The sequence below is a fragment of the Sphingomonas sp. LHG3406-1 genome (assembly GCF_029637485.1).
Classification (GTDB): domain Bacteria; phylum Pseudomonadota; class Alphaproteobacteria; order Sphingomonadales; family Sphingomonadaceae; genus Sphingomicrobium.
On sequence record NZ_CP069128.1, the window covers coordinates 1,462,380 to 1,475,115 of the forward strand.

The 12,736-nt window shown below is 68.5% G+C and carries 11 protein-coding genes; 6 read left to right on the forward strand and 5 right to left on the reverse strand.

The features are described 5' to 3' along the window. The first annotated feature begins 24 nt into the window (after positions 1–24). The 3 genes from JOY29_RS07215 to JOY29_RS07225 all read left to right on the forward strand — a co-directional run bounded on the left by JOY29_RS07215 (position 25) and on the right by JOY29_RS07225 (position 4,472). On the forward strand, positions 25–1,587 hold the full coding sequence (locus JOY29_RS07215; RefSeq protein ID WP_300972845.1) for a Do family serine endopeptidase: 1,563 nt from the start codon (positions 25–27) through the stop codon (positions 1,585–1,587). A 120-nt stretch (positions 1,588–1,707) separates the two neighbouring features. Beyond that, the gene (locus JOY29_RS07220; RefSeq protein ID WP_300972847.1) at positions 1,708–3,306 is read left to right on the forward strand and encodes a helicase HerA-like domain-containing protein; all 1,599 of its coding nucleotides are present in this window, start codon (positions 1,708–1,710) and stop codon (positions 3,304–3,306) included. 8 nt (positions 3,307–3,314) lie between these two features. Beyond that, positions 3,315–4,472, forward strand: coding sequence for an N-acetyltransferase (locus JOY29_RS07225; protein ID WP_300972849.1), 1,158 nt, complete (start codon positions 3,315–3,317; stop codon positions 4,470–4,472). Here JOY29_RS07225 and JOY29_RS07230 read toward each other — a convergent pair. The 4 genes from JOY29_RS07230 to JOY29_RS07245 form a co-directional block, all read right to left on the reverse strand. After that, on the reverse strand, positions 4,469–4,735 hold the full coding sequence (locus JOY29_RS07230; RefSeq protein WP_300972850.1) for a PilZ domain-containing protein: 267 nt from the start codon (positions 4,733–4,735) through the stop codon (positions 4,469–4,471). The genes JOY29_RS07225 and JOY29_RS07230 overlap by 4 nt on opposite strands. A gap of 66 nt (positions 4,736–4,801) precedes the next feature. After that, positions 4,802–5,587 carry an exodeoxyribonuclease III gene (gene xth, locus JOY29_RS07235; protein WP_300972851.1) on the reverse strand — a complete coding sequence of 262 codons (786 nt, stop codon included), beginning with the start codon at positions 5,585–5,587 and terminating at the stop codon, positions 4,802–4,804. Between the two features lie 106 nt (positions 5,588–5,693). Further along, positions 5,694–6,017, reverse strand: coding sequence for an iron-sulfur cluster assembly accessory protein (locus JOY29_RS07240; RefSeq protein WP_300972852.1), 324 nt, complete (start codon positions 6,015–6,017; stop codon positions 5,694–5,696). Positions 6,018–6,062: 45 nt separating this feature from the next. After that, on the reverse strand, positions 6,063–7,133 hold the full coding sequence (locus JOY29_RS07245; RefSeq protein WP_300972853.1) for a M23 family metallopeptidase: 1,071 nt from the start codon (positions 7,131–7,133) through the stop codon (positions 6,063–6,065). A gap of 377 nt (positions 7,134–7,510) precedes the next feature. Here JOY29_RS07245 and JOY29_RS07250 point away from each other — a divergent pair, with 377 nt between their 5' ends. Further along, positions 7,511–8,632: a phosphoserine transaminase gene (locus tag JOY29_RS07250; RefSeq protein WP_300972854.1), complete on the forward strand. Its 1,122-nt coding sequence runs from the start codon at positions 7,511–7,513 to the stop codon at positions 8,630–8,632. A gap of 100 nt (positions 8,633–8,732) precedes the next feature. Next, complete coding sequence (gene serA, locus JOY29_RS07255) at positions 8,733–10,316, forward strand: phosphoglycerate dehydrogenase (protein ID WP_300972855.1); 1,584 nt, start codon at positions 8,733–8,735, stop codon at positions 10,314–10,316. Positions 10,317–10,319: 3 nt separating this feature from the next. Here the strand turns inward: serA and JOY29_RS07260 are convergent, their stop codons facing one another. After that, on the reverse strand, positions 10,320–11,324 hold the full coding sequence (locus tag JOY29_RS07260; protein WP_300972856.1) for an alpha/beta hydrolase: 1,005 nt from the start codon (positions 11,322–11,324) through the stop codon (positions 10,320–10,322). 100 nt (positions 11,325–11,424) lie between these two features. Between JOY29_RS07260 and JOY29_RS07265 the strand changes: the two genes are divergently transcribed. Further along, positions 11,425–12,714, forward strand: coding sequence for an adenylosuccinate synthase (locus tag JOY29_RS07265; RefSeq protein WP_300972857.1), 1,290 nt, complete (start codon positions 11,425–11,427; stop codon positions 12,712–12,714). The last annotated feature ends 22 nt before the right edge of the window (positions 12,715–12,736 follow it).

The following is a 12,736-nucleotide window of genomic DNA, read 5'->3' on the forward strand; positions in this document are numbered from 1 at the left end:
TCATCGTAAGGGAAGTTGAACCAAATGAAGTTCGCCAAGGAGTCCCCCAAAGTGCGCTATGCCTATGGTGTCGCGGCCGCCCTGCTGATCGGCGGGAGCGCCTTCTCGATCGCCACCGGCCCGGTCGGCGCACAGGTCGCACAGAATGCCCCGGCAGCGATGCCGCCGCGCGGTGCCCCCGTCTCCTTCGCCGACCTTGCGGCGCGGCTGCAGCCGGCGGTGGTCAATATCCAGACCCGCCAGCGGGTTCCCGTCCGCAACCAGCAGAGCGATCCCCTGGCCGAGTTCCTGCGCCGCTTCGGCCAGCCTGCGCCCGAGGGCGGCACCGGCGGTGGCGAGAACCCGCGCACCCGCGAATCGGGCTCGCTCGGATCCGGCTTCTTCATCTCGGCGGACGGCTATGTCGTCACCAACAACCACCTGATCCAGGGCGCCGGCGGCACTGGAACGGTCGATAGCGTCACCGTCATCATGAGCGACCGGCGCGAGCTGCCGGCGCGGATCATCGGCCGCGACCAGGCCAGCGACCTTGCCCTGCTCAAGGTCGAGGGCACCGGCTTCCCGTTCGTCAGCTGGGGTGACAGCGCCCGCGCCCGGGTCGGCGACTGGGTGATGGCGATCGGCAATCCCTACGGCCTTGGCGGCACCGTCACGGCCGGCATCATCTCGGCCCTGCACCGCGGGATCACCGGCGCCGGCGCCTACGACCGCTACATCCAGACCGACGCCAGCATCAACATGGGCAATAGCGGCGGCCCGATGTTCGACCTGAACGGCAACGTCATCGGGGTGAACAGCGCGCTGATCAGCCCGACCGGCGCCAGCGTCGGAATCGGCCTCGCCATCCCCGCCGAGCTCGCCCGCCCGGTGATCGACAGCCTCCGCCGCGGCCAGCGCCCGCAGCGCGGCTATCTCGGCATCGGCCTGCTCCCGCTCGACGAGAGCAGCGCCGCCGCCCTCGGGATTGCCAAGGATCGCGGCGAGCTGGTCCGCTCGGTCGTTCCCGGCCAGCCGGCGGCGCGTGCCGGCCTGCAGCAGGGCGACGTCATCGTCCGCGTGAGCGGCCGCGACGTGACTCCGGACGAGACGGCCTCCTACCTGATTGCCAACGTCACCCCCGGCCAGCGCGTGCCGATCGAGGTGATCCGCGACGGGCGCCGCCTGACCCTCAACGCCGTGGTCGCCCAGCGGCCGACCGAAGAGGAGCTGGCGCGCATCAGCGGCGCTCCGTCGGAAGGCGGCAGCTTCGATCCGAACGACCAGAACCAGCCGGCCGTCCCCGCCGGCCAGGCGCTCGGCCTGTCGCTCCAGCCGCTGACCCCGGACATTGCGCGGGCCGTGAACGTGCCCGCCGACACGCGCGGCATGGTCGTGACCAACGTCAGCCCCGACAGCGATGCGGCCGAGAAGGGCATCCGTCGCGGCGATGTCATCGTGTCGATCAACCGCCAGGCGGTGGCCTCCTCGGCGCAGGTGACCGCTGCGGTCGACGCCGCCCGGCGTGCGGGCCGGACGGCGGTGCTGCTCCTCGTCCGCCGTGGCCAGACTCCGGAAATCTTCATCGGCGTCGACATCGCAGCCCGCTGACCGGACCAACTGCCTCGACTTCGCCCGGCACGAACCTTCGTGCCGGGCGAAGCGCGAGGCGCATCGTGGAAGGGCAGCCGCGCTAGGCAAGGCCCGTGCGCTTCGTTACGCTCCTGCTCCATGAGCAGCCTCTTCATCGGCGCCCGTAGCGGGGGCACTTCGCCGCAAAGCCTCGAACTGAAGCGCGCCAACCGGCACGGCCTGATCGCCGGCGCGACCGGGACGGGCAAGACGGTCACCCTGCAGGGCCTGGTCGAAGGCTTTTCCTCCGCCGGCGTGCCGACCTTCGTCGCCGACGTGAAGGGCGATCTCGCCGGCCTCGCCATGGCCGGCTCGCCGACCGCCAGGTCCCACGAGATCTTCGCAGGCCGCGCCGCCGAACTCGGCATCGCCGATTGGCAGTATCGCGACTGCCCCGTGCAATTCTGGGACCTGTTCGGCACCCAGGGTCATCCGATCCGCACCACCGTCAGCGAGATGGGGCCGCTGCTCCTCGCTCGGCTGATGAACCTCAACGACGTGCAGGAAGGCGTGCTGACCATCGCCTTCCATGTCGCCGACAAGGAGGGGCTCCTGCTCCTCGACCTCGACGACCTGCAGGCGATGCTGGTCGCCTGCGGAGAGCGCGCGGAGGAGCTGACGCTCGAATTTGGCAATGTCGCCAAGCCCACCATCGGCGCCATCCAGCGCAACCTGCTCCAGCTCCGCAGCCAGGGCGGCGACCATTTCTTCGGTGAGCCGGCGCTTGCGCTCGAGGATTTCCTCAAGCTGGACGAGAGCGGCCGGGGAATCGTGAACATTCTCGCCGCCGACCGGCTGATGGCCTCCCCTCGCCTCTACGCCACCTTCCTCCTCTGGCTGCTGTCCGAACTGTTCGAACTGCTTCCGGAGGTCGGCGACCAGGACAAGCCGAAGCTCTGCTTCTTCTTCGACGAGGCCCACTTGCTGTTCGACGATGCTCCGCCGGCGCTGCTGGAGAAGGTCGAGCAGGTGGTGCGGCTCATCCGCTCCAAGGGTGTCGGCGTCTACTTCATCACCCAGAATCCGATCGACATCCCCGACAGCGTCGCCGGCCAGCTCGGCAACCGCGTCCAGCACGCGCTTCGTGCCTTCACCCCGCGTGACCAGGCGGCGGTGAAGAGCGCTGCGGACACCTTCCGTCCGAACCCCGACGTCGACGTCGCCAGTGCCATCACCGAGCTGAAGGTCGGCGAGGCCTTGGTCTCGCTGCTGCTCCCCGACGGAAGCCCCTCGCCGGTCGAGCGGGTGCTGATCCGGCCGCCATCGACCCGGGTCGGCCCGGTCACGCCGCAGGAGCGCCAGATCTTCGTCACCACCGACGCGATCGCGGCCAAGTACGATACGCTGATCGACCGCGACAGCGCCGAGGAGATCCTGAAGGCCAAGGCCGGCGAGGCCGCGGCGGCCGCCGACGCCGCCAGGGCTGCGAAGGAGGCGGAAAAGGCGGCCGCGCTTCAGGCCAAGGAGGATGCCCGCCTCGCCAAGGAACAGGCCCGCGCCGACGCGCTCGCCCAGCGCGAAGCCGAGCGCCAGCGCAAGGAAGCCGAACGCGAGGCCGCCCGGGCCGCGCGGGAAGCTGCCCGCCCCACCATGTTCGACAAGGCGGTCCAGTCCGCCGCCCGCTCCGCCGCTTCCTCCGTCGGCCGGCAGATCGGCACCCGCCTGCTGCGCGGAATCCTCGGCAGCCTCCTCAAATAGGGCGCCCCATGTCCAATCTCGTCATCCGGCCGGTTACCACGACCGCCGACCGCAAGCGGTTCGTCGACCTCGTATGGGACGTCTACCGCGACGATCCCGCCTGGGTGCCGCCGCTCAAGGACGAGATGCTGGGGCTGATCACGCCGGGCAAGAACCCGTGGTTCGAGCATGCCGAGGCCGCGCTGTGGCTGGCCGAGCGCGCCGGCCGTCCGGTCGGGCGCATCTCGGCGCAGGTCGACGAGCTCGTCCTCCAGCACATGGGCGCGGGCACCGGCCAATGGGGTTCACTGGAGCTGGTCGATGGCGAGACGGAGGCGGGCCCGCGCCTCATCGCCACCGCCGAAGACTGGCTGCGCACCCGCAAGATGACCCGCGCCGTCGGGCCCTTCACCCTCTCCATCTGGGACGAGCCCGGCCTTCTCATCAAGGGCTTCGACGAGCCGCCGACCGCGATGATGGGCCATCACCGCCCGGGTTATGAGGCGGTGGTCGAGGGGGCGGGTTATACCAAGGCCAAGGACCTCTACACCTATGAGCTCGACATCCGGATCGACATGATCCCGATGGTCCAGAAGCTCATCGATGCCGGTCGCCGCTCCAAGCGCATCCGCATGCGTCCCGTCGACAAGAGCCGCTTCGACAGCGAGGCGCACATCATCCTCACGCTGCTGAACGACGCCTGGTCCGGCAACTGGGGCTTCATCCCGCTGACCGAGGCGGAGATCGCCTACGCCGGCAAGAAGCTGAAGCCGATCATCTACGAGGATCTCGTCACCATCTGCGAGGTGGCGAACGAGGAAGGCGTGTTCGAGCCCGCCGCCTTCATGATCACGCTGCCCGACCTCAACGAGCTGACCGGCGACCTCAATGGCAAGCTCTTCCCGTTCGGCTTCCTCAAGCTGCTCTGGCGCCTGCGCAAGCCGCGCGTGAAGCGCATGCGCGTCCCGTTGATGGGCGTCGCCAGCAAGTATCAGGGCAGCCGCCTCGCCAGCCAGCTCGCCTTCATGATGATCGAGGAATGCCGGAGGGCGTCGGTCGAGGTTTATGGCGCCAGCCATGGCGAATTCGGATGGGTACTTGAGGACAATCAAGGCATGATGTCGATCGCCCAGCTTCCGGGCTCCGGCATCAACAAGATCTACCGCATCTACGAAAAGGCGCTCTAGCCGCCGTCCGCCTCGAGCGGCGCGAGGAAGCGGATCCCGGCCTGGTTGCCGATCGCCCAGCGCACCTGGCCGCGCCTGCGGCCGAGCTCGGGAATGGTGATGTCGAGGAAGTCGCCGATTCCGAAGGTGCCGTCGACGCAGCAGCCGTCCGCGGACAGGTTGGTCACGAGAATTGGCGATTCCCGGCCATCGGACGAATGCACCCGCGCCTCGATCTCGACGGGCTGGCGCGTCCGGCGCACGGTCCAGTCCTGATCGTCCACCCCGCTCCTCCAAGAACAAGTGGCGAGCGGGGCGATGTCGTCTCCCAAACTCGGCATTGATCCGGTTTAGCGATAATTTTCGTTCAATACCACCCAGGTAGGCGCGTGGTCGCTGGCCTTCTCCTGCCCGCGTGCCCAGCGATCCACGCCGGCGGCCTGCAGGCAGTCGGCAAGCTGCGGCGAAAGCAGCAGATGGTCGATGCGGAAGCCTGCGTCCCGCTGCCAGCAGCCGGCGGTATAATCCCAGAAAGTGTAGAGCCGGTCTTCCTTCGGATGGAGCGCCCGGAGCGCGTCGGTCCAGCCCTGGTTGAGGATCCGCCGCCATGCCGCGCGCGCCTCCGGCTGCATCAGGGCATCGCCCGCCATCGCCGGGACCGAAAAAACGTCGCGGTCCTCCGGCACCACGTTCCAGTCCCCGGCGAGGATCACCGGCCGCTCTTCCGCCAGGAGCCCCGCCGCATGCTCCCGCAGCCGCTCCATCCACCTCAGCTTGTACGGGAATTTCTCGGTGCCCACCGGATTGCCGTTGGGCAGGTAAAGCGAGGCGACGATCACGCCACCGACGTCCGCCTCGATGTAGCGGCTGTGGGTGTCGTCCGGGTCGCCCGGCAGGCCGATGCGGCGCAGGTTCGGGCTCTCGCCACGGACCAGGATGGCGACTCCGTTGAAGCCCTTCTGCCCGTGCCAGACGGCGCGATAGCCGGCACCCTCGATGTCGAGCACCGGAAGCGCGTCGTCGGCGCACTTCAGTTCCTGCAGGCAGGCCACGTCCGGCTTCTCCCGCTCCAGCCATTCGATCAGGCGCGGGAGGCGGGCGCGGATGCCGTTGATGTTGAAGGTCGCGATCTTCATGGCACCGCGATAGCGGCTGACATGAAGATCGTCATCCCGATGCCGGCCGGGATCTCAGGCGATGGAGCGCCCGCCTCCTGAGGTCCCAGCCGTCGCCGGGCGGAGGCTAGATCCCGAAACTGGAACCGCAGCCGCAGCCACTGGCGGCGTTCGGGTTCTTCACCTTGAATGCCGAACCGCCGAGGTCCTCGACATAATCGACCTCGCTGCCGTCGAGCAGGTCGAGGCTGACGGGATCGACCACCAGCCGAACGCCGGCAGTTTCGGCGACCAGGTCGTCGGCTTCCGGTTCGCCCAGCGCAAAGCGATAGGTGAAGCCGGCGCAGCCCCCGCCATCGACGGCGAGCCGCAACACGGCCGGCTTGGCCTGCTTGTCGGCGATCTGGGCAACGCGGCGCGCCGCGGCCTCGGTCAGGGTCAGGTTGGTCACGACAGGGATGTAGGAGGCCGGTGCACCAGCCTCAAGCGGTTCGGCCTAGCGGCGCGAACGGGACGGGCCGCCCTGGGCGATCTGGTCCATGCTGTGGCCGTTGCGATTGCGGATCGCGACCAGATAGTCGGTCGAGCGCATGAACGGGACCGGGTTCACCGCGCGACCGTCGATGCGGACTTCATAATGCAGGTGGCTGCCGGTCGAGCGGCCGGTCGAGCCCATTCGGCCGATCAGTTGGCCGCGCTTCACGCGGTCGCCGGCGCGGACGCCATACGTCGACAGGTGGCCGTAACGGGTCTCGATACCGCGGCCATGGTCGAGCTTGACGAGATTGCCGTAGCCGCCGCTGTTGAACGTCGCCTCGGTGACGATTCCGTCAGCGGTGGCGTAGATGGGCGTACCGACCGGACCGGCAAGGTCGATGCCGGCGTGCATGGCGGCGCCGCGGCCGAAGGGATCGCTGCGGACACCGAAGCTGGAGGTGAATTCGGCGGTCCTGACCGGCTTGTCGGAGGGGACCGCAATCACGCCGTCCTGAAGCGAGTCGAGCTTCTTCCAGCTGTTGAACAGCGCCTTGAAGGTGGGATCGCTCTTGGTCACCGGCTCATAGGGACCGCCGACGGCGAGGCGCTGCGGCGAGAGGCCGAGCTTGCGCAGTTCGGCAGTGGCAACCTTGTAGCGCTGCTCGAGGCGCTCGGCAGCGGCGGCTTCCTCGGCGGCGAGCTGCTGGGCGGCGCGGTCGAGCGGCGCGGCGATGGCGGCGGGGAGCGCCGCGGTATCGCTGGTCTCGGGAATCTTGGCAGGATCGACTTCGCCGCCAGCCAGCATGGTGGCGAGCAGCTTCTGGCGCTGCTCGATGACCCGGGCACGCTGCTCGGCGGCGGCGGCCAGCTGCTGCATCTGCGCGGCATTGCCGACGGCGACCGGAGCGGCCTTCTCGCCGCCAAGGAAATGCGCGGCGGCGAAGGCCGACCAGGCAAGCATCACGGCGGCGATGGCAAGGAGAGCGATCTGGACGGGAGCGGAAAGACGGATGCGGCGAAGCTTGGTCCCGTCATGCACGAACAGGTCGCGGCTGCGGAGCAGTCCCGATGTTGCAAGTGCATGTGCCATAAGGTCTCGGCTCCAACTCGTTCACAATGAGGATCGCAGTCGCGCCATGATGCATGGCGTAACGACGATCTCTTCTGTCAGGAGCTCCCCAGCCCCAGCCCGGAAGAGCGATTTTGCCCTCCGCCATCCCGGACGACCAGCAAAAGACCCTCTAGGGTTAATGAATACAACCTTTTCGTTCCTGCTCCGGGACGAGTCGCGACGATCAAGCGGTGAGTTGAGCCAAATATGGACAATCGTGGTCTGCCGAGACGTCGTTCGCGGAGACTTATCCACAGAATCACGGCGGGTCTTGCATGCACCGCAGGCTGCTGTAGAGCGGCTGCGGGCCACGCCGTCCCAACGCGGCGCGTGCTCTCTGCGAGGAGAGTTTGAACATGACGAATATCAAGCCGGACCTGCGTCCGGAACGCCCCCATTTCTCTTCGGGGCCCTGCGCCAAGCCACCCGGCTGGACCGCCGCCGCGCTCGCCACCGAGAGCCTCGGCCGCTCGCATCGAAGCAAGCTCGGAAAGGCGCGACTGAAGCGCTGCATCGACCTGATGCGGGCCAATCTGAAGCTTCCCGATACCCACCGCATCGGAATCGTCCCCGGTTCCGACACCGGCGCCTTCGAAATGGCGATGTGGACCATGCTGGGCGCCCGTCCCGTGACCGCGCTGGCGTGGGAGAGCTTCGGCGAAGGCTGGGTCACCGACGCGGTCAAGCAGTTGAAGATCGATCCGACGGTGATCCGCGCCGACTATGGCCAGCTGCCGGACCTTGGCCAGGTCGACTGGTCGAATGACGTGCTGTTCACCTGGAACGGCACCACCTCGGGCGTCCGGGTGCCGGACGGCGAGTGGATCGCGAGGGATCGCGAGGGCCTGAGCTTCGCCGACGCGACCAGCGCAGTGTTCGCCTACGACCTGCCGTGGGACAGGATCGATGTCGCCACCTTCTCCTGGCAGAAGGTGCTCGGCGGCGAAGGCGCGCATGGCGTGCTCATCCTCGGGCCCCGGGCGGTCGAGCGGCTGGAAAGCTACACGCCGGCCTGGCCCCTGCCCAAGGTCTTCCGCCTGACCAGCAAGGGCAAGCTCATCGAAGGCATCTTCTCGGGCGAGACGATCAACACGCCGTCGATGCTGGCGGTCGAGGATGCGATCGCCGCACTGGAGTGGGTGGAAAGCATCGGCGGCCTCGACGGTGCGATCCAGCGCTGCACCGCCAATGCCGCCGCGCTCGAGGCGATCGTCGATCAGCGCGGCTGGCTCGGTCACCTCGCTGCCGATCCCGCCTCTCGATCGAAGACCAGCGTCTGCCTGACGGTCGAGGGCGCGGACGAGGCGCGGATCAAGAAGATGGCCGCCTTGCTCGAGGAGCAGGGTGCCGCCTTCGACATCGCTGGCTATCGCGACGCCCCACCCGGCCTCCGCATCTGGTGCGGCGCGACGGTCGACGCGAGCGACATCGAGAAGCTCGGGCCCTGGCTCGACTGGGCCTACGCTCAGAGCGAGTGATCACGTCATCCCGGACTTGATCCGGGATTCCGCTTCTTCCCTTCTAAAGCCTCCGACAAGAAGCGGGACCCCGCTTCCGCGGGGGTGACGGAGAAATCACATGAATGCTCCCAAAGTCCTCATCTCCGACAAGATGGACCCCCGCGCCGCCGCCATTTTCCGCGAGCGCGGAATCGAGGTCGACGAGATCACCGGCAAGACCCCCGACGAGCTCGCCGCCATCATCGGCGACTATCATGGCCTTGCCATCCGCTCCTCGACCAAGGCGACCGCCAAGCTGCTCGAGCATGCGACCAACCTAAAGGTGATCGGACGCGCCGGGATCGGGGTCGACAATGTCGATATTCTGGCCGCCACCGCGCGCGGCGTGGTGGTCATGAACACGCCGTTCGGCAATTCGATCACCACCGCCGAACATGCCATCGCGCTGATGTTCGCCCTCGCCCGCCAGCTACCCGAGGCCGACGCCTCCACCCAGGCCGGCAAGTGGGAAAAGAACCGCTTCATGGGGGTCGAACTGACCGCCAAGACGCTCGGCCTGATCGGCGCGGGCAATATCGGCTCGATCGTGGCCAGCCGCGCGCTCGGCCTCAAGATGAAGGTCGTCGCCTTCGACCCCTTCCTCTCGCCCGAACGCGCGATGGAGCTCGGCATCGAAAAGGTCGAGCTCGACGAATTGCTGAAGCGGGCCGACTTCATCACCCTCCACACGCCGCTGACCGACCAGACCCGCGGCATTCTGTCGCGTGAGGCGCTGGCCAGGACCAAGAAAGGCGTGCGGATCATCAACTGCGCGCGCGGCGGCCTCATCGACGAGGCGGCACTCAAGGATGCGCTCGACAGCGGCCAGGTCGCCGGCGCCGCGCTCGACGTGTTCGAGACCGAGCCCGCTACGCAATCGCCGCTGTTCGGCACGCCCGGCTTCATCTCCACCCCGCATCTCGGCGCCTCCACCACCGAGGCGCAGGTCAATGTCGCCATTCAGGTCGCCGAGCAGATGAGCGACTTCCTGCTGCTTGGCGGGGTCACCAACGCCATCAACATGCCCAGCCTCAGCGCCGAGGAAGCGCCGCGGCTCAAGCCCTACATGGCGCTGGCGGAGAAGCTCGGCCGCCTGCTCGGCCAGGTACTCGGCGACCAGGTGCGCGGCGTCTCGATCGAGGTCGAGGGCGCAGCGGCCCAGCTCAACCAGAAGCCGATCACCGGCGCGGTACTGGCCGGCCTGATGGGTACCTACAGCCAGACCGTGAACATGGTGAACGCGCCGGTGCTGGCGAAGGAGCGCGGTCTCGACGTCAAGGAGATCCGCCACGAGCGCGAGGGCGACTATCAGACCCTCGTCCGCGTGACCGCCTCGACCCCGGGGGGCGAGCGCTGCGTCGCCGGCACCCTGTTCGGCAACGCCGCGCCCCGCCTCGTCGACATCTTCGGAGTCGCGGTCGAGGCGGAGCTCACCGGCAACATGCTCTACATCGTCAACAACGACACCCCCGGCTTCATCGGCAAGCTCGGCACGACGCTCGGGAGCGCCGGGCTCAACATCGCCACCTTCAACCTCGGCCGCCGGGCGGCCGGCGGCGAGGCGGTGGCGCTGGTCGCGATCGACGATCCGGTGCCGGCCGAGGTGATCCAGCAGCTGTGCGGGCTGGAAGGCGTGCGCGACGTGGTGCCGCTGAGCTTCTGAAGGTCAGAGCTGCTTCAGGAAGGCATCCACCACCGCCGTGCTGGGATCGCCCGGCTCGCCCATCTCGCGGTTGAGGGAGCCGTGGTTCTTGTCCGGCTGCGGCGCCACTTCGGCGCGATTGCCGGCGGCGCGCAGCGCGGCGGCGAGCTGCTGGCTCTGCCGCACCGAATCCGCCCGGCGCGCGACCGGCAGGATCAGCCAGTTCGCCGCGTTGGGCGCAGCGGCATGGCTGGTCGGCGACAGCGCCGCCTGCCGCGCCGGATCGGACGAGAAGGCCTGCTGGTACATGGTCGCCACCGGGTTGCGCGGCTGGCTCATCTGCGCGGCGATGTCATAGCCTGCGCCGTCGAGCAGCACGACGCCGCGGATGGCCGAAAGCGGCACGCCCGCCGCCTTGAGGTATGTCGGGTCGGTCGCCACCAGCGCGGCGAGATGGGCTCCGGCGCTGTGCCCCATCAGCACGACCCGGTCGGCATCGATCCCGGGCTGCCGGCGCAGGAGCGCAATCGCCGCAGCGACGTCCGCCGCCTGCTGCTCGACCGTGGCCTGCGGCACCAGCCGGTAATTGGTGCTGCCGAACGCCCAGCCCTTGCCCGTATAATAACCGGGCTTGTTGCTCGTCCCGGTGCGCTTGTCGCCAATCGACCAGCCGCCGCCATGGACGAACAGGAGCAGCGGCGCCTTGCCGGTCGAAGCGGCGGGCCGGAACAGATCGACCTTCTGCTTCGGATCCGTCCCGAAGGAGAGCTCCTGCGCTCCCTCCGGCAGCGGGGCCCGCGCCGCCGCGCGCTCGCTTACCGACTTGCGGCAGCCGTCCGGCAAAGTCTGGAACGCTGCCGCGATGCACTGCCGCCGGTTGTCGCCCGCGGTCAGGCATTTGCGCAGTTCCGGCGTCCGGCACTCGGGCGGGAGCCTTCCCCCCGCGCGCTGCGCCCAGGCGCCATGGCTGGCGATCAGTGCCGTCGTCGCAAGCATGGCCGCGCCGATCGTCGTGCGTGAAACCTTCATTCCCCTGCCCCTTTTCTGGACCTTGTGGCGCACAATGAATAGGAGCGCCGCTGAACAGCCCCTGATGCGGCCGTTCATGCAGCAGCAGGAATGATTACGCATGGGTAACGTTACCGTGATCGGCGCCCAGTGGGGTGACGAAGGCAAGGGCAAGATCGTCGACTGGCTCGCCAGCCGTGCGGACTGCGTGGTCCGCTTTCAGGGCGGCCACAATGCCGGTCACACGCTCGTCGTCGGCGACAACGTCTACAAGCTGTCGCTGCTTCCGAGCGGCATCGTCACCGGCACCCTGTCGATCATCGGCAATGGCGTGGTGCTCGATCCCTGGGCGCTGCAGGCCGAGGTCGAGCGGCTTCGCGGCCAGGGCGTGCGGGTCGAGCCCGACGTCCTCCGCATTGCCGAGACCTGCCCGCTCATCCTCCCCATCCACCGCGACCTCGATGCCCTGCGCGAGGATGCGAGCGGCGCCGGCAAGATCGGGACCACGCGGCGCGGCATCGGTCCGGCTTATGAGGACAAGGTCGGCCGGCGCGCCATCCGTGTCTGCGACCTTGCCCATCTGGACGAGCTCGATCCCCTGCTCGACCGCCTGTGCGCGCACCATGACGCGCTCCGCGCCGGTTTCGGCCACCCGCCGGTCGACCGCCAGCGGCTGAAGCGCGACCTCCAGGAGATCGCCGACTTCGTGCTGCAGTTCGCCCGCCCGGTGTGGATCGACCTCGACGAAGCGCGCGCTCGCGGCCGCCGCATCCTGTTCGAAGGCGCGCAGGGCGTCCTTCTCGACGTCGACCACGGCACCTATCCGTTCGTCACCTCGTCCAACACCGTCGCCGGCACCACCGGCAGCGGCAGCGGCATGGGGCCGGGCGCGGCGGGCTTCGTGCTCGGCATCGTCAAGGCCTACACCACCCGGGTCGGCTCCGGCCCCTTCCCGACCGAACTGTCGGACGAGATCGGCCAGCGCCTCGGCGAGCGAGGCCGCGAATTCGGCACCGTCACCGGCCGCCAGCGCCGCTGCGGCTGGTTCGACAGCGTGCTCGTGCGCCAGGCGGCGGCGGTCAGCGGCGTCACCGGCATCGCGCTGACCAAGATCGACGTCCTCGACGGCCTCGAGACGGTAAGGATCTGCGTCGGCTACGAGATCGACGGCAAGCGCTTCGACTATCTCCCGCCGCACGCAGCCGACCAGGCGCGGGTGAAGCCCATATACGAGGAAATGCCCGGCTGGGCCGAAAGCACCGCCGGCGCCCGCAGCTGGGCCGACCTCCCCGCCCAGGCGATCAAGTATATCCGCCGCATCGAGGAGCTGATCCGCTGCCCGGTGGCGCTGGTCTCGACCAGCCCGGAGCGCGACGACACCATCCTGGTCCGCGACCCCTTCGCGGGCTAGGTCCCCTGCCCCGACAGGGAGC

Excerpts from the sequence above, each read along its gene's own strand:
- JOY29_RS07215 (WP_300972845.1), top strand. The coding sequence starts at position 25 with ATGAAGTTCGCCAAGGAGTCCCCCAAAGTGCGCTATGCCTATGGTGTC.
- JOY29_RS07220 (WP_300972847.1), top strand. The coding sequence starts at position 1,708 with ATGAGCAGCCTCTTCATCGGCGCCCGTAGCGGGGGCACTTCGCCGCAA.
- JOY29_RS07225 (WP_300972849.1), top strand. The coding sequence starts at position 3,315 with ATGTCCAATCTCGTCATCCGGCCGGTTACCACGACCGCCGACCGCAAG.
- xth (WP_300972851.1), bottom strand. The coding sequence starts at position 5,587 with ATGAAGATCGCGACCTTCAACATCAACGGCATCCGCGCCCGCCTCCCG.
- JOY29_RS07245 (WP_300972853.1), bottom strand. The coding sequence starts at position 7,133 with ATGGCACATGCACTTGCAACATCGGGACTGCTCCGCAGCCGCGACCTG.
- JOY29_RS07250 (WP_300972854.1), top strand. The coding sequence starts at position 7,511 with ATGACGAATATCAAGCCGGACCTGCGTCCGGAACGCCCCCATTTCTCT.
- serA (WP_300972855.1), top strand. The coding sequence starts at position 8,733 with ATGAATGCTCCCAAAGTCCTCATCTCCGACAAGATGGACCCCCGCGCC.
- JOY29_RS07260 (WP_300972856.1), bottom strand. The coding sequence starts at position 11,324 with ATGAAGGTTTCACGCACGACGATCGGCGCGGCCATGCTTGCGACGACG.
- JOY29_RS07265 (WP_300972857.1), top strand. The coding sequence starts at position 11,425 with ATGGGTAACGTTACCGTGATCGGCGCCCAGTGGGGTGACGAAGGCAAG.